The sequence below is a fragment of the Pseudoxanthomonas sp. genome, assembly GCF_027498035.1.
Classification (GTDB): Bacteria; Pseudomonadota; Gammaproteobacteria; order Xanthomonadales; family Xanthomonadaceae; genus Pseudoxanthomonas_A.
In genome coordinates, this window is the sequence record NZ_CP114978.1 from 360,704 (window position 1) to 381,207 (window position 20,504).

The 20,504-nt window shown below is 66.5% G+C and carries 20 protein-coding genes; 8 read left to right on the forward strand and 12 right to left on the reverse strand.

The genetic code is table 11. The features are described 5' to 3' along the window. Nucleotides 1-79 precede the first annotated feature (79 nt). Nucleotides 80-1,597, reverse strand: a complete 1,518-nt coding sequence (locus O8I58_RS01680) for an amino acid permease (RefSeq protein WP_298320128.1) — start codon at nt 1,595-1,597, stop codon at nt 80-82. A 163-nt stretch (nt 1,598-1,760) separates the two neighbouring features. Here O8I58_RS01680 and O8I58_RS01685 point away from each other — a divergent pair, with 163 nt between their 5' ends. Further along, a complete protein-coding gene (locus O8I58_RS01685; RefSeq protein WP_298320130.1) occupies nt 1,761-2,321 on the forward strand; it encodes an NUDIX hydrolase in 561 nt (186 codons plus the stop codon). A 163-nt stretch (nt 2,322-2,484) separates the two neighbouring features. On the opposite strand, the gene serA is transcribed toward O8I58_RS01685, so the two are convergent. Next, a complete protein-coding gene (gene serA / locus O8I58_RS01690; protein WP_298322638.1) occupies nt 2,485-3,726 on the reverse strand; it encodes a phosphoglycerate dehydrogenase in 1,242 nt (413 codons plus the stop codon). A 139-nt stretch (nt 3,727-3,865) separates the two neighbouring features. Here serA and O8I58_RS01695 point away from each other — a divergent pair, with 139 nt between their 5' ends. From O8I58_RS01695 to O8I58_RS01705, 3 genes are all read left to right on the forward strand, one after another. Then, nucleotides 3,866-5,254, forward strand: coding sequence for a D-2-hydroxyglutarate dehydrogenase (locus O8I58_RS01695; RefSeq protein WP_298320132.1), 1,389 nt, complete (start codon nt 3,866-3,868; stop codon nt 5,252-5,254). A gap of 83 nt (nt 5,255-5,337) precedes the next feature. Next, nucleotides 5,338-5,649 (forward strand): DUF2388 domain-containing protein, encoded by a 312-nt coding sequence (locus O8I58_RS01700; RefSeq protein WP_298322641.1) that lies wholly within the window; start codon nt 5,338-5,340, stop codon nt 5,647-5,649. Beyond that, nucleotides 5,646-7,511, forward strand: coding sequence for a DUF7844 domain-containing protein (locus O8I58_RS01705; protein WP_298320134.1), 1,866 nt, complete (start codon nt 5,646-5,648; stop codon nt 7,509-7,511). Before O8I58_RS01700 ends, O8I58_RS01705 begins: the two co-directional genes overlap by 4 nt. A 134-nt stretch (nt 7,512-7,645) precedes the next feature. Here the strand turns inward: O8I58_RS01705 and yeiP are convergent, their stop codons facing one another. The 3 genes from yeiP to O8I58_RS01720 all read right to left on the reverse strand — a co-directional run bounded on the left by yeiP (nt 7,646) and on the right by O8I58_RS01720 (nt 9,627). Then, nucleotides 7,646-8,212 carry an elongation factor P-like protein YeiP gene (yeiP, locus tag O8I58_RS01710; protein ID WP_298320136.1) on the reverse strand — a complete coding sequence of 189 codons (567 nt, stop codon included), beginning with the start codon at nt 8,210-8,212 and terminating at the stop codon, nt 7,646-7,648. Nucleotides 8,213-8,266: 54 nt separating this feature from the next. Continuing rightward, nucleotides 8,267-9,037 (reverse strand): SDR family NAD(P)-dependent oxidoreductase, encoded by a 771-nt coding sequence (locus O8I58_RS01715; protein WP_298320138.1) that lies wholly within the window; start codon nt 9,035-9,037, stop codon nt 8,267-8,269. Nucleotides 9,038-9,138: 101 nt separating this feature from the next. Beyond that, nucleotides 9,139-9,627, reverse strand: a complete 489-nt coding sequence (locus O8I58_RS01720) for a GNAT family N-acetyltransferase (protein WP_298320139.1) — start codon at nt 9,625-9,627, stop codon at nt 9,139-9,141. 137 nt (nt 9,628-9,764) lie between these two features. Between O8I58_RS01720 and O8I58_RS01725 the strand changes: the two genes are divergently transcribed. From O8I58_RS01725 to O8I58_RS01735, 3 genes are read left to right on the forward strand one after another with little or no spacing between them, the layout of a single operon-like run. Beyond that, a complete protein-coding gene (locus O8I58_RS01725) occupies nt 9,765-10,010 on the forward strand; it encodes a FeoA family protein (protein WP_298320141.1) in 246 nt (81 codons plus the stop codon). Beyond that, on the forward strand, nt 10,007-11,863 hold the full coding sequence (locus O8I58_RS01730; RefSeq protein ID WP_298320142.1) for a ferrous iron transporter B: 1,857 nt from the start codon (nt 10,007-10,009) through the stop codon (nt 11,861-11,863). The genes O8I58_RS01725 and O8I58_RS01730 overlap by 4 nt, the downstream gene beginning before the upstream one ends. After that, nucleotides 11,863-12,123, forward strand: coding sequence for a DUF6587 family protein (locus O8I58_RS01735; RefSeq protein WP_298320144.1), 261 nt, complete (start codon nt 11,863-11,865; stop codon nt 12,121-12,123). Before O8I58_RS01730 ends, O8I58_RS01735 begins: the two co-directional genes overlap by 1 nt. A gap of 66 nt (nt 12,124-12,189) precedes the next feature. On the opposite strand, the gene O8I58_RS01740 is transcribed toward O8I58_RS01735, so the two are convergent. From O8I58_RS01740 to O8I58_RS01760, 5 genes are all read right to left on the reverse strand, one after another. Beyond that, nucleotides 12,190-12,570, reverse strand: coding sequence for a hypothetical protein (locus O8I58_RS01740; protein ID WP_298320146.1), 381 nt, complete (start codon nt 12,568-12,570; stop codon nt 12,190-12,192). After that, complete coding sequence (locus O8I58_RS01745; protein WP_298320148.1) at nt 12,567-13,088, reverse strand: bactofilin family protein; 522 nt, start codon at nt 13,086-13,088, stop codon at nt 12,567-12,569. Before O8I58_RS01745 ends, O8I58_RS01740 begins: the two co-directional genes overlap by 4 nt. Nucleotides 13,089-13,349: 261 nt before the next feature. Then, entirely contained in the window at nt 13,350-13,691 is a 342-nt protein-coding gene (locus O8I58_RS01750) for a hypothetical protein (protein WP_298320150.1), read from the reverse strand. Between the two features lie 210 nt (nt 13,692-13,901). Further along, nucleotides 13,902-14,252 (reverse strand): hypothetical protein, encoded by a 351-nt coding sequence (locus O8I58_RS01755; protein ID WP_298320152.1) that lies wholly within the window; start codon nt 14,250-14,252, stop codon nt 13,902-13,904. 138 nt (nt 14,253-14,390) lie between these two features. Next, entirely contained in the window at nt 14,391-15,566 is a 1,176-nt protein-coding gene (locus tag O8I58_RS01760; RefSeq protein ID WP_298320154.1) for a thiolase family protein, read from the reverse strand. 273 nt (nt 15,567-15,839) lie between these two features. Here O8I58_RS01760 and O8I58_RS01765 point away from each other — a divergent pair, with 273 nt between their 5' ends. Next, nucleotides 15,840-18,653: an autotransporter serine protease gene (locus tag O8I58_RS01765; protein WP_298320156.1), complete on the forward strand. Its 2,814-nt coding sequence runs from the start codon at nt 15,840-15,842 to the stop codon at nt 18,651-18,653. A gap of 82 nt (nt 18,654-18,735) precedes the next feature. Here O8I58_RS01765 and O8I58_RS01770 read toward each other — a convergent pair whose 3' ends face one another. Both O8I58_RS01770 and O8I58_RS01775 read right to left on the reverse strand, forming a co-directional pair. Further along, nucleotides 18,736-19,836: a Glu/Leu/Phe/Val dehydrogenase dimerization domain-containing protein gene (locus O8I58_RS01770; RefSeq protein WP_298320158.1), complete on the reverse strand. Its 1,101-nt coding sequence runs from the start codon at nt 19,834-19,836 to the stop codon at nt 18,736-18,738. A gap of 274 nt (nt 19,837-20,110) precedes the next feature. Further along, nucleotides 20,111-20,335 carry a hypothetical protein gene (locus O8I58_RS01775; protein WP_298320160.1) on the reverse strand — a complete coding sequence of 75 codons (225 nt, stop codon included), beginning with the start codon at nt 20,333-20,335 and terminating at the stop codon, nt 20,111-20,113. Between the last annotated feature and the right edge of the window lie 169 nt (nt 20,336-20,504).

Consider the following 20,504-nt stretch of genomic DNA (forward strand, 5'->3'; position numbering starts at 1 on the left):
GATCCGTTGCGCGGGTTGGAAGAAACAACGGCCGTCTAGCGGCCGTTGTTCACAAGGCGAAGGAAAGGGCCGGGCCTTCTCAGGACTGGCTGTTGCCTGGCGCCAGGTGGCTGCGATTGCGGCTGTACAGGCCGTAGATGACCAGGCCGATCACCGCCCAGCCCGCGAACACCAGCTTGGCGACCATGCTCAGGTTGACGAACAGCAGCAGGCAGCCGGCCACGGCGAGCGGGCACACGATCCAGGCGAACGGGGTGCGGAACGGACGCGGGCGATTCGGCTGCTGCCTGCGCAGCACCAGCACGCCGATGGAGACCATGGCGAAGGCCAGCAGCGTGCCCGAGTTGGAGGTGTCGGCCAGCTTGCCCACCGGGAAGAAGGCACCGCACAGGGCCACGATCAGGCCGGTGGCCAGGGTGATGACGTGGGGCGTGCGGAAACGCGGGTGCACCCGCGACAGGCGTTCCGGCAGTAGGCCATCACGCGACATGGTGAAGAAGATGCGGGTCTGGCCGAACATCATCATCAGGATCACCGACGGCAGCGCCAGGATGGCAGCGACGCCGATCCAGTTGCCCAGGTTCGGCCAGCCGATCAGGCGCAGCACGTGGGCCAGCGGCTCCCTGCTGCAGACCAGTGCCTCGGAGCCGGCGCAGGCGGTCGCAAACGCAGCGCTGCCCGGCTCCAGTGGAATGCCGTCCGCACCCATGATCGGTTGTGCGCCGACCGCACCCACTGCGCCGTAGCCGACCAGCAGATAGAAGATGGTGCACACGGTCAGCGAGGCGATCAGGCCGATCGGGATGTTGCGGTTGGGGTTCTTGGTTTCCTCGGCGGCCGTGGAAATCGCATCGAAACCCACGTAGGCGAAGAAGATTGAAGCCGCCGCGCCCAGCACGCCGACGCCGCCCAGCGGGCTGCCCCAGCCGCCCGGCAGGAACGGGGTGAAGTTGGTGGTGTTGGAGGTCGCCACCGGCAGCGCGATCACCACGAACAGGGTCAGGGCCACGATCTTGATCGCGACCAGCACCGCGTTGACCTTGGCGCTCTTGGAAGTACCGATGACCAGCAGCCAGGTCACCAGCAGCGCGACCAGGAAGGCCAGCAGGTTGAAGCCACCGCCAGCGAAGAAGCCGGTCTGCAGATAAGCCGGCAGCGCCAGCGCGCCAGGCTCGACCAGGCCAAAGAGCGTGCTGTGCGCGAGCAGGCCATTCATGTAACCGGACCAGCCCACCGTCACGACCGCCGCGCCGATGCCGTATTCCAGGCCCAGCGCCCAACCCACGATCCAGGCGATGAGTTCGCCCAGCACGCCATAGGTGTAGGTGTAGGCCGACCCGGAGACCGGGATCATCGAGGCCAGTTCTGAGTAGGCCAGTGCGGCCAGTCCGCAGACGACGGCGGCGATGACGAAGGCGATCATCATGCCGGGGCCGGCTTTCTGGCCGGCTTCGGCGGTCAGCACGAAGATGCCGGTGCCGATGACTGCACCGATGCCCAGCATGGTCAACTGGAAGGCGCCGAGCTGACGATGCAGCGATTTTTTCTCGGCGGTTTCGAGGATTTTCTCAAGCGGCTTGACGCGCCAGAACAGCATTCGGTGTTCCCCAGGGTCGGTGAGACGGAAAGGACCCGCTTGCCCCCTTGGCGCGCGGATACGACCGCCGAACCTTACCCGGCATACTGTCTGTTGCACAAGTTACCTTGTGCCCTTGTCCGGCCGGTGACAATGACCCGACCGATCCACTTGTGAGTTTCCGATGCATGACCTGCTGCGCGCGCGCCTGGCGACGCAATTTGATGACTATTTTCGTCGCTGGCCGGCAGAAAAGCCGGCCGATGCAGGCTTTTCCGAATTGCTGTCAGATCCCGACCCGTTCGTGCGGGATCGACTGGAGGGTCACTTCACCGGTTCGGCCTGGCTGGTGTCGGCCGATGGGCAGCGCACGCTGCTGACCCACCACCGCAAGCTGGATCGCTGGCTGCAGCCCGGTGGCCATGCCGATGGCGACGCCGATCTGGCGAACGTGGCCTTGAAGGAGGCGTTGGAAGAATCCGGCGTCACCGGCCTGCGCGTGGACGGCGCGGCGATCTTCGACCTGGACCATCACTGGATTCCCGAGCGCAAGGGCGTGCTGGGGCATTGGCATTTCGACGTTCGCTACGTGGTCCATGCGGTGGGCAGCGAGGACTACGTGGTTGGCGAGGAGTCGCACGACCTGGCCTGGCGGCCGGTCAGCGAGGTGGCGCTTGAGCCCGATGAATCACTGCGCCGCATGGCCCGCAAGTGGCTGATGCAGCGGGACCAATTGGGCGATTGAAGCCTGGGCTTTGGCTTTTTGTAGAGCGGAGCTTGTTGCAATCCCCTTTTGGGGACTCCGCTGGGGCTTTCCCCAGCAACCTGCCCGAACAGCAGCGGAGTCCCCAAAAGGGGATTGCAACAAGCTCCGCTCTACAAGGAGCGCCGCTCCTTCATTGCATCGATCAATACAGCGTGCGCACCCGCAGGGTGCCGTCGACCGCGGCCAGTGCGTCCTTCAGGACCGTGGTCTGCGCTTCCGAGGCGGTCACGTCGATCACGACGTAGCCGACCTGCGGGTCGGTGCGCAGGAACTGGCCGTCGATGTTGATGCCCTGGCCACGGAACACGTCGTTGATCTGCGACAGCACGCCCGGCACGTTGCGGTGGATGTGCAGGATGCGACGGCTGCCTTCATGGCCGGGCAGGGTGACTTCGGGGAAGTTCACTGCCGACAGGGTGCTGCCGTTGTCGCTGTAGCGGACCAGCTTGGCCGCGACCTCGATGCCGATGTTGTCCTGTGCTTCCAGGGTGCTGCCACCGACGTGCGGGGTCAGGATCACCTGGTCCAGGCCGGCCAGCGGCGAGACGAACGCATCGCCGTTGCCCTTGGGTTCGACCGGGAACACGTCCACCGCGGCGCCGCCGACGTGGCCGGACTTCAGCGCTTCGGCCAGTGCGTCGATGTCGACCACGGTGCCGCGCGAGGCATTGATCAGGTGCGCGCCCTTCTTCATGCCGGCGATCTGCGCGGCGCCGAACATGTCCTTGGTCGACGCGGTTTCCGGCACGTGCAGGGTGACCACGTCCGAGTGCTCCAGCAGCTCTTCCAGGCTGGTCGCCGGGGTGGCGTTGCCCAGCGAGAGCTTGGTTTCGATGTCGTGGAAGATGACCTTCATGCCCATCGCTTCGGCCAGCACGCCAACCTGGGTGCCGATATGGCCGTAGCCGATGATGCCCAGGGTCTTGCCGCGCACTTCATGGCTGCCCAGTGCGGATTTTGACCAGCCGCCGCGATGGCACTGCGCGCTCTTCTGCGGGATGCCACGCATCAGCATGATCGACTGGGCGATGACCAGTTCGGCCACGCTGCGGGTGTTGGAATAAGGCGCGTTGAAGACCGGGATGCCGGCCAGTTCGGCCGCCTCGGTGTCCACCTGGTTGGTGCCGATGCAGAAGCAGCCCACCGCGATCAGGCGGCGCGCGTGCGACAGCACCTCTTCGGTCAGCTGGGTGCGCGAGCGGATGCCGATGATGTGGGCTTCGGCGATGCGCGCCTTGAGCTCGTCTTCCGGCAGCGACTTGGTGTGGAATTCGATCTGGCTGTAACCGGCCGCCTGGAACACATCGACGGCGGACTGGCTGACGCCTTCCAGCAGCAGGACGCGGATGTCTTCCTTCGGGAACGAGGTCTTCTTCGACATGATTGCAGGTAGGGGCAGGCCAAGCGGGGCGTCACTATGCCACGGCCCTTCTGAAGCTGCGCGGTGCGCCGGCTGGACGTGGCGTTGCGCTGCTGGCACGCTGGCGCACCTTCGATTTCCAGCGGTTTCACGCGCAACTTGTATGAGCGATTCCCTGCTTGATTCCCTGCATGCGGCGATGCCGGAGCTGCGCCTGAAAACCGATGCCGGCGACCTGGAACACTACGGCCGCGACTGGACCCGGCGCTGGACGCCGAACCCGCTGGCCATCGCGCTGCCGGGCAGCGTCGAGGAAGTGCAGGCGGTGATGCGCTGGGCCAGCGAACACGCGGTCAAGGTCGTGCCCTCGGGCGGCCGCACCGGGCTTTCCGGTGGCGCGGTGGCCGCCGACGGCGAACTGGTGCTCAGCCTGGAACGCATGAACAAGCCGCTGTCCTTCGATCGCGTGGACCGCACGCTGACCGTGCAGGCCGGCATGCCGCTGGAAGCCATCCACAACGCGGCGCGCGACGAAGGCTTGGTGTATCCAGTGGATTTCGCGGCGCGTGGCTCGTGTTCGATCGGCGGCAACATCGCCACCAATGCCGGTGGCATCCGCGTGATCCGCTACGGCAATACCCGCGAGTGGATCGCCGGGTTGAAGGTGGTTACCGCCAACGGCGAACTGCTCGATCTCAATCGCGCCCTGGTCAAGAACTCCAGCGGTTACGACCTGCGCCAGCTGATGATCGGTTCGGAAGGCACGCTCGGCATCGTGGTCGAAGCCACCCTGCGCCTGACCGATCCGCCGCCGCCGACCAACGTGATGTTGCTGGCGCTGCCGTCGTTTGAAGTGCTGATGGAAGTGTTTGCTGCGTTCCGCGAACGCCTGCAGCTGGAGGCGTTCGAATTCTTCACCGACATCGCACTCAAGCACGTGCTGGCCCACGGTGCGGTCAAGCCGTTCGACGAGGTCTATCCGTATTACGTGGTCACCGAGTTCGCCACCGGCGACGAGGCGAAGGAGGCTGCCGCGATGGCCGCGTTCGAGGACTGCATGGAACACGGCTGGGTCGCCGACGGCGTGATCAGCCAGTCCGATGCACAGGCCCAGCAGCTGTGGCGCCTGCGCGAAGGCATCACCGAGTCGCTGGCGCCGCACGTGCCGTACAAGAACGACGTGTCGGTGCGGATCTCGGCGATGCCGGCGTTCCTGCAGGAAACCATGAAGCTCCTGGGCGACGCCTATCCGCAGTTCGAAGTGGTGTGGTTCGGCCATATCGGCGACGGCAACCTGCATATCAACGTGCTCAAGCCGGCGGACATGGCGCAGGCGGATTTCGTCCGCGATTGCGAGCAGGTGACCAAGCTGCTGGCAAAGGCGCTCAAGGCGCACGAAGGCAGCATCTCGGCCGAACATGGCATAGGTCTGGTCAAGAAGGCCTACCTGGACAGCACCCGGAGTCCGGCGGAAATCGCGCTGATGCGGGGTATTCGCAAGGCACTTGATCCGGCCGGCCTGCTGAATCCGGGCAAGCTGTTCGACGCCTGAGCCCGGTCGCCGCAGTGCCGGCGGCCGGTCGGATGCAGTAGCCTTGACGGCAACTGTCCCTTGAGTCGAATGGAGCCATGAAGATGCGTCTACGCGTTGCAACTGTTTTGCTGCTGGCCTGCAGCGCGCCAGCTTGGGCTTCTTCGAGTGCTGGCGGAACTTCTGCTGCTGGATCCTCGGCTGGTTCCGCCGGCTCGTCCGCGTCGTCGGACAGCTCTTCGGGCAGCGACAAGTTGGTCCTGGAAGCGCGCGTGGACGCAGCGAGCTTCGTCGCCAGCAATGGCCAGATCCGCGGCGCGCGCCTTGAAGCCGCACTGCGCAATCTGCGCGAACGTGACGTCGCCACGCGCGACGCTTCCGACCTGCAGCTGGCACAGGCCATCCTGGCCCTGTGAGTCGTACGCGCCGGCTGCCGCGCTGGCGGTGGCTGGTGGCGTTGCTGTGTTTCGGCCTGTTGCCTTCGGCGCAGGCCGCGTTGCGCTGGCAGCTTGATCCGGCTGGACTGGACGATCGGCAACGTGCTGCAAGCCAGGCGTTGCTCGATGATGTTGCTTCGGGTTTGCCCTCTGTTTGGCGTGTAGCGCTGGGCGATGTGCCCGTGCAGTGGCGCGATGATCTACCCGAGCGCGTCCATGGGCGTGCGACCGGCAGCGGTCGGATCCTGTTACCGCGGCAGCTGCTGATCGATGGGATGCAGGGTGCTTCCCGCGATGCAGGTCCCGAGGCGCCTGCCTGGTCGGCAGCACGCGCCGCGCTGATCCATGAGCTGGCGCATCTGCTGGATCGCAGTGCGTCTGGTGGTTTTTCGCGGGATTCGCGCCTGCTGGATCTTGCAGGCTGGCAGGTCGGCACCTGGCCGCGGCTGTGGTTGCGCCAGCAGCGCAATCCGTTCACCGACCGTTCGCCGGACCGCTACGAACTGCATTCGCCGCGCGAGTACGTGGCGGTGAACCTTGAGCATTTCCTGCTGGATGCCGACTACGCGTGCCGTCGGCCTGCGTTGGCGGCGTACTTCGCACAACGCCTGGACATGCCGCTGAAGGTTGGCGGGTGTGCGCCTGGCCTGCCGTTCTTCGAGGATGAATCGGCCCAGCCGCTGCAGGTGCTGGACCCGGCGCGCATCTACGCGGTGGACTACCTGCTGGCCGATAGCGACAGCGAAGCGATGAGCCGTTGGGGCCACAGCATGTTGCGGCTGGTGATCTGCGCGCCCGGTCGGCCGCGCGGGCCGGATTGCCGGCTGGATCTGCAGTACCAGCGCGTGTTGTCGTTCCGCGCGTTCATTGACGACGTGCAACTGTCCAGTTGGGGAGGACTGACCGGTCGCTATCCTGCACGCCTGTACCTGCTGCCGCTGTCGCAGGTCATCGACGAATACACCCAGGTGCAGTTGCGCGGGTTGCGTTCGGTACCGCTGGCGCTGGATCAGGATGAAATCACCACGTTGCTGCAGCGCGCCGCACAGGTGCACTGGAGCTATGACGGTGGCTATCGCTTCATCACCAACAACTGCGCAGTGGAAACCTACAAGCTGCTGCACGATGGCGTGCCGAGACTGGTCGATACGCAGCTGTCAGGCATCACGCCGAAAGGCCTGCTGCGCAGGCTTGAGCGCACCGGCCTTGCCGATCCATCGGTGCTGGACGACCTGCCGCAGGCCGAGCGCGTGGGCTATTTCTTTCCTGCCGCCAGCAGCCATTACCAGGCGATGTTCGATGTGCTGCGCCAGGCGCTTCCATTGCCGGAAACTTCGGTGCGGGCCTGGTTGAAACTGCCGCCGGCGCAGCGCGCGGCGTGGATCGCACGGGCGGATCTTCGCAGTAGTGCGGCATTGCTGGTGCTGGAACAGGCCGCGCGTCGCCAGCAGGAACAGGCTGCACGCGATGCGCTCAAGCACCGGTTTCTTTCGGACAGGAAAGATGCCGCCGTCCGCGAGGGCGGCGTGCGCCTGCAGGCGCTGCTGGACGAAGAAGGATTCTTCGCACAACCGGCGCTGCTGCTGGCTGGCCAGCCGGGCTATGGATTGCCGCAGCAGGCCGAGCGCGCGGCCCTGGCATTGGACGCTGGTGCGCGTGCGACCAGGCAGCGCCAGGCGCGCCAGTCGTTGCAGGAAGATGCCAAACAGTGGTTGCCGCAAGCGCTGCGGGCAGACATCGATGGGACCGAAGCCAATCTGGAAGCACTGGGCGAACGTTTGCGCCGGCTCAATCGGGAATCAGGCGGGATCGAGCTGAAGCGCCAAGCGCCGCTTCCGTAGCCCGGGCAAGGCCAGAGGCCCCACCCGGGTCAGTATTGCCAGCGATGCATCCGCGGCTTTCATCCCAGCGCATCCCGGGTGCTCCGCTTACCCGGGCAATCGCAGCGCGTCATGCCGATGCAGCCAGGGCGGGCTCAGTCCGCGCGACCGCCGAACTCGCCGGTGGTGGTGTTGATCAGGATGCGCTCACCGTTGACGATGTACTCCGGGACCATGATCTCGATGCCGGTGTTGAGCTTGGCCGGCTTCGGCCGCTTGGTGGCGGTACCGCCCTTGAGTTCCGGCGGGGTCTCGACCACTTCCAGGGTCACATGCTGGGGCAGCTGCACGGCCACCGGCTGCTCGTCGATGACCTGCACATAGAGGCCGCTCAGGCCTTCGGTGATGTAGCCGGCGTCATCGCCGATCACCGCTGCGTCCAGCGTGTACGGGGTGTAGTCCTCGTCATCCAGGAACACGAATGCTTCGCCATCCATGTACGAAAACGTGGCCTGGCGGCGCAGCAGTTCGACTTCCGGCAGGTTGTCGTCGGCATCGAAGCTGGCATCGAGCTTGTTGCCGCCCGGCACGCTGTACATGATGAAACGGAAGCGCACGTTGCCGCCGCGACCCTGCGGGGACGAGCGTTCGATGTCGCGGATCTGGTAGACGCCGTTGTTGTACTCGACGACGTTGCCTTTCTTGATTTCGCCAGCCTTCATGGTGGTGGACCGTTTGCGTGTGGATTGGAAGGAAAGTGGGGTGTTGCGCGTGGGTTACTTGGGCGCCAGCCGCACCGCGCCATCCAGGCGGATGGTCTCGCCGTTGAGATAGCGCGAGGCCAGGATGAAAGCGACCGTGTCGGCGTATTCGTCCGGCTGGCCCAGGCGCGAAGGGAAGGGGATCGAAGCCGACAGCGACTGCTGCACCGCTTCGGGCATGCCATCGACCATCGGTGTCCAGAAGATGCCGGGCGCGATGGTCATCACCCGCACCCCGAAGCGGGCCAGTTCACGCGCCATCGGCAAGGTCATGCCGACCACGCCGCCCTTGGACGCCGCGTAGGCAGCCTGGCCGATCTGGCCTTCATAGGCGGCCACGCTGGCGGTGTTGATGATCACGCCGCGCTCGCCGTCATCGCCGGCGTCGTTGTGCTGCATCACGTTGGCCGCGGCCTTGGCCACGTTGAAACTGCCAACCAGGTTGACCAGCACCGTGGTGCGGAAGGTATCCAGCGCCATCGGGCCGTCCTTGCCCAGCACGCGGCCAGCGCCGAGGATGCCGGCGCAGTTCACTGCCACGTTGACCGTGCCCATGAATTCGCGCGCGGCGGCGATGGCCGCGGCGACCACGGTTTCGTCGGTGACATCGGTACGCACATAGCGCGCGTTGGCACTGCCGAGCGCGGCGATGGCGGCATCGCCCTTGGCGTCATTGACGTCCAGCAGAGTGACCTTGCCGCCGCCGGCGACGATGCGCTGCGCGGTGGCAAATCCCAGCCCGGAGACGCCGCCGGTGATCACGGCGCGGGTGTCGGTCAACTGCATGGAAGCTCCTGCGGCGAAGATGAAGCGGACATTTTACGGGATGCCCGCATCGCGCCTAGCGCGCTGCGGCATGGCTATCGTCGGCGGCAGGCGCCTGTGGGCTAGAGCTGCAGCAGGTACCAGCGGTCGCAGCCGCCATGTCCGGTGGCGCCCAGTGGCGCGTCCAGGCGGACGAAGCCGGTCTTCTCGTACAGGCGCATCGCTGCGTCCATGCCGTCGAGGGTTTCGATGTAGCACTGGGCAAAGCCGAAGCCACGCGCAGCGGCCAGGCAGGCGCGCATCATCGCCGCGCCGGCACCCAGGCCGCGCGCGGCGGGCAGGAAATACATCTTGCGTAGTTCGCAGATCGTGCCATCGCCGCCTTCCAGCGGGGCCACGCCGCCGCCGCCCAGCACCACGCCATCACGTTCGACCACGAAGTAGGCACTGCATGGCTGTGCGTAGGCGCGGCTGAGCCAGTCCACTTCCGGGTCGTTGATGGCGAAGCCCGCGCCGCCGGCGCCGAACTCGGGCATCACGCTGCGGATGATCGCGGCCATGGCGGCATTGTCATCGGCGCGGATGGGGCGGATCTGGAAGGCCAGGGACATCGTGGCGGGCGACAGGGGCGGGCGCGCATCGTACGCCAACCGTGGCCCGCAGCGTCCTGCGTGCTGGCGTGGTTGACAGGCGCTGGGCCATGGCGCAGTGCTAATATTGAGAACTGTTTTCATTTGAGTCCGCTCGCGTGATGTTGTCCGAACTGCCCAGGCGCACCCAGGCCTTTGTCGAAACAGTCGAAGACCACGGCCCCAATGACGCCATCGCCCGTCGTCTGCGCGAACTGGGCTTCGTGTCCGGCGAGCAGGTCGAAGTGGTCGCCCGCGGACCGATCGGCGCCGATCCGATCCTGGTCCAGGTCGGTTTCACCAGGTTCGCGCTGCGCCGGACCGAGGCCGCCCGCGTGCGCCTGCGCAACGGGGATGCGACTTGAACGCCACGTCCGCGCCGCATCGCCTGGCCCTGATCGGCAATCCGAACTGCGGCAAGACCGCATTGTTCAACCTGCTGACCGGCAGCCGCCAGAAGGTGGCCAACTACGCCGGCGTCACCGTCGAGCGCAAGGAGGGTCGCTTCCAGGGTGCCAACGGGCAGCACTACGCGCTGCTGGACCTGCCTGGCGCCTACAGCCTCAATGCTGCCAGCCTGGACGAGGCGATCACCCGCGACCTGTGTCGCGGCTTCCTGCCCGGCGAACCGGCGCCGGATGCGCTGGTCTGCGTGGTCGATGCCACCAACCTGCGCCTGAACCTGCGATTCGTGCTGGAACTGCTGCGCCTGGGCCGCCCGGTGATCCTGGCGATCAACATGGCCGACGCCGCGCGCCGGCGCGGGATCAGCATCGACCTGGGCGTGCTGCAGCGCGAGCTGGGCATCCCGGTGGTGGAGACGGTCGCGGTGCGTTCCAACGGCGCGCAGGCGTTGCTGGAACAGATCGACCGCCTCATCGCCAATCCACAGCCGCCGGCGCACGTGCTGCCCGACGATGCCGACCTGCACGCCGAGACATGGCGCCTGCTGTCGCTGGCGGTGACCATGCCCACGCGCACCGCGCATATCGACGACACGCTGGACCGCTGGCTGCTGCATCCGGTGTTCGGCCTGGTGGCGCTGGCGGTGGTGATGTTCCTGATCTTCCAGGCCGTCTATGCCTGGGCCACGCCGCTGATGGACGGCATTGATGCCGGCACCGCCTGGCTGGGGGCGTGGGTGGGTGGCGTGCTGCCCGAAGGCCCGCTCAACAGCCTGCTGACCGACGGCATCATCGCCGGCCTGGGCGGGGTGATCGTGTTCCTGCCGCAGATCCTGATCCTGTTCGCCTTCATCCTGGCGCTTGAGGAATCGGGCTACCTGCCGCGCGCGGCATTCCTGCTGGACCGGCTGATGTCCAAGGCCGGGCTGTCGGGGCGTTCTTTCATCCCGCTGTTGTCCAGCTTTGCCTGCGCCATTCCCGGGATCATGGCGACCCGTTCCATCCAGGATCCACGCGATCGCCTGGCCACGATCCTGGTCGCGCCACTGATGACGTGTTCGGCGCGGTTGCCGGTGTATGCGCTGCTGATCGGCGCGTTCATCCCGCAACGGGAAGTCTGGGGCGTGCTGAACCTGCAGGGCCTGGTGCTGTTTAGCCTGTATTTCGTGGCCATCGTCAGCGCGCTGGCGGTGTCGTGGGTGATGAAGCGCTGGCGCCGTGACAAGAGCGAGCACCCGCTGTTGCTGGAGCTGCCGTCCTATCGCATTCCACACCTGCGCGATCTGGCCATCGGCCTGTCCGAGCGCGCGGTGATCTTCCTCAAGCGCGTGGGCGGCATCATCCTGGCCCTGACCGTGCTGCTGTGGGTGCTGCTGTCCTTCCCGGGCGCACCGGCCGATGCCACGCTGCCGGCGATCGACTACAGCTTCGCCGGGCGGATTGGCCATGCGATGACCGCGGTTTTCGCGCCGCTTGGTTTCAACTGGCAGATCTGCATCGCGCTGATCCCTGGCCTGGCGGCGCGCGAAGTGGCAGTCTCTTCCCTGGCCACCGTCTACGCATTGTCCGGTGACGACGATGCCACCACCCAGGCGCTGTCGCCGCTGATCCACGATGGCTGGTCGTTGGCCACCGCGCTGTCGCTGCTGGTCTGGTACATCTACGCGCCCATGTGCCTGTCGACCCTGGCCACCATCAAGCGCGAGACCAACTCCTGGAAGCGCATGGCCTTTTCGGCCGGTTACCTGTTCGCGCTGGCCTACATTGCATCGCTGGTGACCTACCAGGTCGCCGTCGCACTTGGAGGTGGCTGATGGATCTGGCACTGCTCGCGCAGTACGTCGTGATCGCGCTGGCGGCGCTGGTCAGCGCCTGGGTCGTGGCGAAGAAGCAGTTCCCCAACGCCACGCGCAGGACGCGGGTCGCGCTGGCATTGCCGATGCTGCGCGAAGGACGGCCTGGCTGGTTGCGTGCCCTGGGGCGATGGATCGCGCCGCCGGTCGCCCAGGGCGGTGCAGGTGCGTGCGGTGGCTGCAGCAGCTGCGAGCCTTCCACACCCAGCAGTCGCAAGTAAGGCTGCACACGACAAGGGCCGCAGATGCGGCCCTTGTCGTCGATGGCTTCAGTAGCCAAGCTTGAATCAGGACAGCCGGCGCTTGCCGCGCGGCGCGACCCCGCCGGTATGGGGGAACATTTCGACCGCCAGTGAGAACGTGCGCTTGTCGCCCGCGCGCAGGGCGCCGACGCCGACCACATGGCGATCCACTTCCTGCCCTCGTTCGTCGCGGATCACCACGACGGCGGTGTATTCGTAGGCATCAGCATCGTGCGGGTGCAGGACGGTTCCCTCCACCCGCAGCGGCACCTGGCGCATGGCTTCGCGCTTGCTGACGGTGACGGAATCGTCGAAGCGCAGGTGGTGCTTGCACGAGGGGCACACGGCCGCAGTCTCCAGGATCACGGCCTTGCAGTGCGGACAGGCGCGGGTCGCGCCTGCCGTGCCGGGACGGACACTGCTCACGCTGCGTCGTGGTCCTTGTCTTTCTTCTTCTCGCTGCCGTCCCAGCCGAAGTCGGCCTGGCCACGCATGCGTGCGCCCGAGGCAACCGTCATCGTGCCGCACTTGACGTCGCCGGTGAGCGCGCCGGACGCCAGCAGCTCGACCTGTTTGGCCGCTTCGATGTTGCCTTCCAGCTCGCCTGCGATGACGACCTTGTTGGCCTTGACCCCCCCGCTGAGCTTGGCGCCTTGCTCGATGGTCAGGTCGCCCTGGACGTTGACGTCACCCTTGAACTTGCCGGCGATGCGGACGTGGCCGGTGCCCTCGATCTTGCCTTCGATGGTCAGGTCGGAGGCGATCAGCGATTCCTTGACCTCGCGGGTTGCAGGGCGGGGCGCGGACACGGGCGTCGGAGCAGGCGCGGCGGCAATGGGTTCGGGCATGGTGGGTACCGGGGCAGCGTCACGGATGGGAGTGGGGTCGGCGACGGGCGGTGGTGCGTCCTTCTTGCCGGACAACTGGTCTTTCCACATGGACATGTCGCAGGGTCTCCAAGTCGGGGAAACGGGACTATCGCGGCTATTACCACAGATGCGTTGTGACTGGCCTCACCAAATGGCCAGTAAAAGGCGCGTTTTCTGCCTTCCGATCATCCTAACGTCGCCGTGCGTCGCGCACGTGGCAGGCGCAGGTGGCGTGCGCGGCATGTGCATGCGTCGGGTGGCTTCGGAGCCGCAAAAAGAAAGAGCCCGCAGCAAGCGGGCTCTTTCAGGTGATGCAGATCAACGTCAGGCAGGCGATTACTTCTTCGCGGCGGCCTCGGCTTCCTTGGACACTTCCGCAGCCTTGTCGGCGGTGGCGTCGGCGCCTTCGGAAACGGCAGCGGCGGCATCGGCGGTGGCCGACTGTGCTGCGTTCTCGGTCTTGTCGGCAGCGGTGCTGGCAGCAGCGGCGGCGTCATCGGCGGCAGCCGAGACCTTGGCGGCAGCTTCGTCGGTCGCGGCAGCGGCCTTGTCGGCAGCAGCGGCAGCGTCCGAGGCGGCGCTGTCGGCGGTGGCCGAAGCGGCGTCCTGGGTCTTCTGCGAGCAGGCGCCCAGGGCCAGCACGGCGGCGATCAGCGCGATATTGAGTTTGTTGCTCATGGTGTTCCCCTTCAACGGTATGGAGTGGTGGTGTCGTGCGCGCAAGCCGTTGCCCGTCGGGGGAAGCGTGATTGCTGCAGCGCGCGAATTCTACAGATGGCCCAGTCAATGAAAAGTGGGTCGGGCGGCGCGCCATAAAAAAAGACCGCCGGTTGCCCGGCGGTCCTTTTGATCCATTCAGCGGGTGCCCATGGCACCTGCCGGAAGGGATTACTTCTTGTCGGCGTCCGAGGCAGCCTTGTCAGCCGTATCAGCGGCGTCCTGGGCGGTGTCCTTGGCGGTTTCAGCGGTCGCAGCAGCAGCGTCGGCAGCCTTGTCCGTGGTCGCGGCGCCAGCATCGGCCGCGGCGTCAGCAGCGGTGTCGGCGGCGGTGGCGGCGGTGTCGGCAGCAGCCTGGGCGGCGTCGGCGGTCGGGGTGGTCGCGGCGGTGTCAGCTGCAGCCTGCGCCTCGGTGGCGGCCTGCTGGGCGTCGGCCGATGCGTCGGCAGCGGCTTCCGGCTTCGAGCAAGCGGCCAGGGCCAGGCCCATTGCCAGCGCGATCAGCGTCTTGTTGATGCTCATTTGGTAAATCCTCGTCGATTAATTTGGCAACGCGCAGTTGCGCGCCGGGCGACATCATGACAATCCGGCTTGTACTGTCAAGCATTCGCTTGCGTATGGCTCACTTTCGTCAACTTTTCGTTAAACCGGAAGTGCGCCTCAAAGCAGTTCAACCGCAATGGCCGTGGCCTCGCCACCGCCAATACAAAGGGATGCGATGCCGCGCTTCTTGCCCTGCGTGCGTAGCGCGTGCAGGAGCGTGACGACCAGGCGGGTGCCGGATGCGCCGATCGGATGGCCCAGCGCGCAGGCGCCGCCGTGGACATTGACCTTCTCGCGCGGGATGCCCAGCTCCTTGATCGGCACCATCGCCACCACTGCGAATGCCTCGTTGATCTCGAACAGATCCACGTCATCGATTGACCAGCCGGCCTTGTCCAGTACCTTCTGGATGGCGCCGACCGGCGCAGTGGTGAACCACTGTGGCTCCTGCGAGAAGGTGGCATGGGCGACGATGCGGGCCATCGGCGTGATGCCGCGCCTGGCGGCTTCGTCCGCGCTGAGCAGGAGCGTGGCTGCGGCGCCGTCGGAGATGCTGGATGAGCTGGCCGCCGTCACCGTGCCGTCCTTCTTGAAGGCAGGCTTGAGCGAGGGAATCTTGCTGACGTCGGATTTGCCGGGCTGCTCGTCGGTGCTGAAGGTCGCTTCGCCCTTGCGGGTGATCACGGTGACCGGCGTGATCTCGCCGTCGAACGCGCCGGCAGCCTGCGCGGCCTGCGCACGTTCGACCGAGCCGATGGCATAGGCGTCCTGGTCCTGGCGGCTGAAGCCGTACTTGTCCGCGGTGGCTTCGCCGAACACGCCCATCGCCTGGCCGTCATAAGGATTGACCAGGCCGTCCCATGACATGTGGTCGATGGCCTTGAAGTCGCCGAAGCGGTTGCCGGTGCGTGAGTTAGGGATCATGTGCGGCGCGTTGGTCATCGACTCCATGCCGCCGGCGAGCACGATCTGTGCCGAGCCGGCCTTGATCAGGTCGTGGCCCAGCATGATCGCCTTCATACCCGAGCCGCACACCTTGTTGATGGTGGTGCAGCCGGTGGATGTGGGAATCCCCGCCGCCAGCGAGGCCTGGCGCGCCGGCGCCTGGCCCAGGTTGGCCGACAGCACGCAGCCCATGATCACTTCGCTCACATCCGCTGCGGCGATGCCCGATTCGGCCAGCGTCGCACGGATGGCGGCCGCGCCCAGCTCGGTGCTGGGCACGCCGGTGAACTGGCCAAGGAACGAGCCAATGGCCGTGCGTTTGGCCGCAGCGATGACGATGTCGCTCATGGGAAATCCCGTCGATTCAAATGGGCGGCCATTATCCAGCCGCGCTTTCGGGCGCGGCAACACGACCTTTGGCGTCGCCCGGTGGCTGTCTGTCCCGACCCGGCCAGGATCCGGGAAACCGCTACTCCAGCGGCATTGGGTGTTCTGGTTTGCGCCCTGGGGCTGGCGGGACTGGTCCTGTGCGGCGGCCCGGGCCTCGCTTCGTGTCGAAGTGTTGCGTTAGATTCTGCGCAGGACACATCGGCCCGGGGATTCGCTGGGCGAGGGGGCAACATGGGAGTGCGCAACTCGCCGGGAACGTGGCGGGCCGGCCATCGGGTACTGGGCACGCTGGCGTGTGCGGTGCTTTCTGCCTGCGGTGGTGGCGGAGGTGGCAGCAACGTCCGCGAAACGCCTCCTGCCACCACGCCAGTGCCTCCTGTCGTCACGCCGGTTGTCACCACGGCGAATCCGGCCTACAGCAGACACCTGACCTTGACCCATGCGGACGTCGCGCACGCGGCTGGATTCACCGGGGCCGGCACGGTGATCGGCATCGTCGATACCGGCGTCAACCGGACGCACCCGGCGCTGTCTCCCAGGGTGACGGCCAACCTCAACTACGTCAGCGCCAGCGACAACAACCTGGCCAAGGATGACGTCGTGGGACACGGGACCGCGGTGGCACAGGTCGCCGCCGGGGCTGCTTTCGGAGCCTGGCCAGGTGGTATCGCGCCGGACGCGACCGTGGTGTCGGCGCGGATCATCTCCGACCAGGAACCTACCGATGACGGTACCGGTCAGGGCAACGCGACCTCCGGCGCACTGGGTCTCGCATCGGTGCATGCCGCGTTGATCGCCCGCGGCGTCAAGGTGATGAACAACTCATGGGGCGGGGTGTACTGGACCGACCTTGCCGCCACCGCGCCCATTGCCGAGGAATACCGGCCGTTCGTGATCGACAACGGCGGCCTGGTGGTCTTTGCCACTGGCAACGATGGGAAATCGGATCCAAGCGACACCGCCGCGCTGCCCAGCAAGGCCGGGACCAATGGTTCGATGCCGGCGGCGGACCTGGAGCGTGGCTGGCTGGCCGTGGCCGCGTTGGATACGGACAACTCCACGCAGCTGGCGTCGTATTCCAATGCGTGCGGCGTGGCGATGCATTACTGCCTGGTGGCACCGGGCACGGTGGTGGTGACTGGGACTGATGACGGCCCGGCCGCGCCGACCTATTACCAGTGGACGGGCACATCGTTGGCTGCGCCGCAGGTATCCGGCGCGGCAGCCGTGGTCTGGCAGGCATTTCCCTATTTCAGCAATGACCTGGTGCGGCAGACGCTGTTGGGCACGGCGACCGACCTCGGGACGCCGGGTGTCGATGCGACGTTCGGTTACGGCCTGCTGGATGTCGGCAAGGCCATCGGCGGTCCGGCCAAATTCGACTGGGGCGATGTGTCGGTGTCCTTCGCGGGCAATTCCACCTGGTCCAACGCGATCAGTGGAAGTGGCGGCATTGCCAAGCTGGGCAGCGGCACGCTCACCCTGACTGGCACCAACAGCTACCTGGGGACGACGCATGTCGCAGCGGGCGCGCTGGTGGCCAGCCAGGCGCTTCCGGCCAGCGCCGTCGTGGATGCCGGCGCGCGATTGACGCTGTCCGGTGGCATCAATGGCAGCCTGAGCAACGCGGGGACCACGCGCTTCGATGGAAATGCCGGCGTGCGCACTGTCGCAGGCAACTTCAGCCAGGCGGCCAGCGGCGCGCTGGAGTACCAGGTCGGCACCCCGCTTGCGGTCGGTGGAATTGCGCAGCTGGCCGGCGGCCTGCAGGTATTTGGCGTCGCCGGCGGTTACGTGCGCTCAAGCCAGGAGACGGTGCTGACCGCGGCGCAGGGCCTGACGGGCCAGTTCTCGTCGCTCACTTCCGGCTCGGGCGTCTTCCTGGATGCAAGCTTGAGCTACACCAGCTCGCAGGCGCTGTTGAACATCACCCGGCTGGAGGTCACGGCGACCGCGGCTGCGATGGGCATCACCACCGCGGCGGTCGGCAGCGCGCAGCGCGTGGACCAGGCGCTGGACCGGATCGATGCGCAGGGCGCGGCGACAGTCGGCGGCGACTTCGTCACCCTGGCAGGAGATTTCCTGCACACGGCCTCGGCTGCGGCCGCGCAGCGCTCGCTGGCATCGTTGTCCGGCAGCGCGCACGCGGCGGCCGATAGCATGACGCTGGACGTGCTGGACATGCGTCGCCGTGCGTTGTCGCAGCACCTGCTGCAGCCGGGCGCTCCGCGGGGCGGGGCGTGGTACCAGGCGTTGGATGACCGGCAGGCGCGCGGCCTGGGCGTCAGTGCGTTCGACGTGGGGGGCTGGTTGCTTGGCAATGAAGTGATGCTGGCGCCGGGCACGACGGCAGGCATCGCGTTCGGCCAGCTCGATGCATCCAATAGCCGCAACGCGGACGGTGATCGCAGCCACGACCGGCAGACGCACCTGCAGGTGTATCTGGGCCAGCGCTGGGGTCGGTTCTACGCGATCGCCCAGCTCGGTGCCGGTGACTATCGCCGCCAGCTGCAGCGACAGGTTTACCTGGGTGCCGGCGCCTACGGCGTGGGCAGCGACGACGACGGCACCGTGCGCTTTGCCAGCGTCGAGGCCGGGCTTCCGCTTGCGTGGCGGCGCACGCGCCTGACGCCGTATGTCGGGGCCGACTACGCGGCGCTGTCGCGCGATGGTTTTTCCGAAGTCGGCGCGGGCGGCTTCGGTTTGGCGGCTGCTGGCGACCAGGCCCGCAGGACGCAGGCCATCGCCGGGCTACGCTTGGACCGTGCGATGGCCTGGGCCGGGATGGAGCTTGCGCTGTCAGGGCATGCGGAATGGCAGTCGGTGCTGTCGGCCGCGGGCTTCGAGCGGCAGGCGCGCTTTGTTGGCATCGATGCCTGGGGCCTGATGCCTGCTGGCGACGCGGCGGCATCCGGTGGCCTGTTCGGGGTGTCGTTCGATGCGCAGTTGCGCGCCGGGCAACGGTTGTCGCTGGGCTTCGATCGCCGCTTCGGGCCGCGTGGCACGCTGGGGATCGTGTCGGCCAGTTACCGGGTCGGTTTCTGATCCAGGCTCGTTTCGGCGACGTTGATTGAAAACAGAAATGCCGGCATTGCGCCGGCATTTGTGCGTGCTGATCAGTGGTCGATCAGTGGTCGCCGCGCAGGTGGCCCATGTAGCGCGGCGCGGTCCGGCCCAGTGGCAGCTTGAGCTTGCCGATGGAGGCGATGCGCGCTTCGGCGATGCGGTCGGCGGCGTATTGCGGGGCGATCTTTTCCTGCTCGGCCAGGTCGAAGATGCGGCCGACGTTGTGGTAAATGTTGCGCATCAGGCGCATGGCGCGTTCGCGGTTGTAGCCGTCGATTTCCAGCGACACGTTCATGACGCCACCGGCGTTCACGGCGTAGTCCGGCGCATACAGGATGCCGCGGCGCATGGCTTCCTCGCCCACCACGTGCGACATCTGGTTGTTGGCCGTGCCGCAGATGATCTTGCTGCGCAGGCGCGGCAGGGTCTCTTGATTGATCGAGCCTTCCAGCGCGCAGGGCGAAAACACATCGGCCGGGATGTCGTAGATCTCGTCCGGGGCGACGGCCTCGGCGCCGTATTCCTCCACTGCGCGGTCCACCAGCGCCGGGTTGAGGTCGGTCACGAACAGCTTGGCGCCGCGCTCCTTGAGCAGCTTCACGAACTCCATGCCGATATGGCCCAGGCCTTGGACGGCGTAGCTGTACTTGCCGATCTCTTCATTGCCGAAGCGACGGTTCAACGTGGCCATCAGGCCGTGCAGCGCGCCGTAAGCGGTGAACGGCGCCGGGTCGCCTGAGCCGCGGTGCACCTGGTGCACGCCGACGACGTATTCGGTTTCGCGGTACACGTGTTCCATGTCGTTGACATCGGTGCCCACGTCCTCGGCGGTGATGTAGCGCCCGCCCAGCGAGTCGACGTAGCGGCCGAACATGCGGAACAGCGCCTCGGTCTTGTCCTTGCCGGGGTCGCCGATGATCACCGCCTTGCCGCCGCCCACGTTCAGGCCGGCGAGGGCGTTTTTGTAGGTCATCGTACGGCTCAGGCGCAGTGCGTCGTGCAGCGCGGCTTCGGTACTGGCGTAGGGGCGCATGCGCACGCCGCCGAGTGCAGGGCCGAGCACGGTGCTGTGGATGGCGATGATCGCCTTCAGCCCCGTATCGGGGTTGTGGCAGAACACCACTTGCTCGTGGCCGGAGGTGTCGAGTGTTTCGAAAATCATGTGGGGTGAGCTCCATCCGCGCGACGCCGCAGTTGCGGCTATTCGTTTGGAACATTTCCTAAGTGACTGAAACCGAGAACAAAAAACAACGCCGCCTGGGTCTGGGCGGCGACGTTGTACGGCAACAGTCTAACGATACGGGCTACAGGCCGTGTTGGTTGCACCTGCATGCGCCCCCTGGCCTGGATCGGCCGGAGGCCGTCCATGTCTGGAAGCCACTGGCTGCCTGGTCGCTCAAGCGGGGCGTGCGACGCCGCGCCTGTCAGCTGGAGGGTCAGCGTGCAGTCGTGGCAGGCGCCGCCCCGGTGGCGCTGGCTGGCGCGTGCTTGTTCGTGGCATCGGCTTTCCTGCTGGCCAGCGCATCGCGCTCCTGTGCGGGCGTCAGTGGTTCGACCGTGCGGGTGATGGTGTGTTGTTCGCCATCGCTGATGGCGCGGGACAACGGGATACCGATGGCAAGCAGTGCAAGCGCAATGACCAGGGCAATCACAGCCTTCATGCGGACTCTCCGGGGTGGCTGGCGGGTTCGGCGGGCAGCGTGGATCGCAGAAGGCGACCACAGCGCCGGACTATCCGCGTCGCTGACAGGCCGGTCACGACGCGTCGCAGCATCGCGCTGGTGCGAAGTGCCAGGTCTAATCCGGACACAACGAACAACGGCGAGGTGA

What these genes read in the sequence shown, in the direction of transcription:
- O8I58_RS01680 (WP_298320128.1), bottom strand. Translation starts at nt 1,597, where the DNA reads ATGCTGTTCTGGCGCGTCAAGCCGCTTGAGAAAATCCTCGAAACCGCC.
- O8I58_RS01685 (WP_298320130.1), top strand. Translation starts at nt 1,761, where the DNA reads ATGCATGACCTGCTGCGCGCGCGCCTGGCGACGCAATTTGATGACTAT.
- O8I58_RS01695 (WP_298320132.1), top strand. Translation starts at nt 3,866, where the DNA reads ATGAGCGATTCCCTGCTTGATTCCCTGCATGCGGCGATGCCGGAGCTG.
- O8I58_RS01700 (WP_298322641.1), top strand. Translation starts at nt 5,338, where the DNA reads ATGCGTCTACGCGTTGCAACTGTTTTGCTGCTGGCCTGCAGCGCGCCA.
- yeiP (WP_298320136.1), bottom strand. Translation starts at nt 8,212, where the DNA reads ATGAAGGCTGGCGAAATCAAGAAAGGCAACGTCGTCGAGTACAACAAC.
- O8I58_RS01715 (WP_298320138.1), bottom strand. Translation starts at nt 9,037, where the DNA reads ATGCAGTTGACCGACACCCGCGCCGTGATCACCGGCGGCGTCTCCGGG.
- O8I58_RS01720 (WP_298320139.1), bottom strand. Translation starts at nt 9,627, where the DNA reads ATGTCCCTGGCCTTCCAGATCCGCCCCATCCGCGCCGATGACAATGCC.
- O8I58_RS01735 (WP_298320144.1), top strand. Translation starts at nt 11,863, where the DNA reads ATGGATCTGGCACTGCTCGCGCAGTACGTCGTGATCGCGCTGGCGGCG.
- O8I58_RS01745 (WP_298320148.1), bottom strand. Translation starts at nt 13,088, where the DNA reads ATGTCCATGTGGAAAGACCAGTTGTCCGGCAAGAAGGACGCACCACCG.
- O8I58_RS01750 (WP_298320150.1), bottom strand. Translation starts at nt 13,691, where the DNA reads ATGAGCAACAAACTCAATATCGCGCTGATCGCCGCCGTGCTGGCCCTG.
- O8I58_RS01755 (WP_298320152.1), bottom strand. Translation starts at nt 14,252, where the DNA reads ATGAGCATCAACAAGACGCTGATCGCGCTGGCAATGGGCCTGGCCCTG.
- O8I58_RS01760 (WP_298320154.1), bottom strand. Translation starts at nt 15,566, where the DNA reads ATGAGCGACATCGTCATCGCTGCGGCCAAACGCACGGCCATTGGCTCG.
- O8I58_RS01765 (WP_298320156.1), top strand. Translation starts at nt 15,840, where the DNA reads ATGGGAGTGCGCAACTCGCCGGGAACGTGGCGGGCCGGCCATCGGGTA.
- O8I58_RS01770 (WP_298320158.1), bottom strand. Translation starts at nt 19,836, where the DNA reads ATGATTTTCGAAACACTCGACACCTCCGGCCACGAGCAAGTGGTGTTC.
- O8I58_RS01775 (WP_298320160.1), bottom strand. Translation starts at nt 20,335, where the DNA reads ATGAAGGCTGTGATTGCCCTGGTCATTGCGCTTGCACTGCTTGCCATC.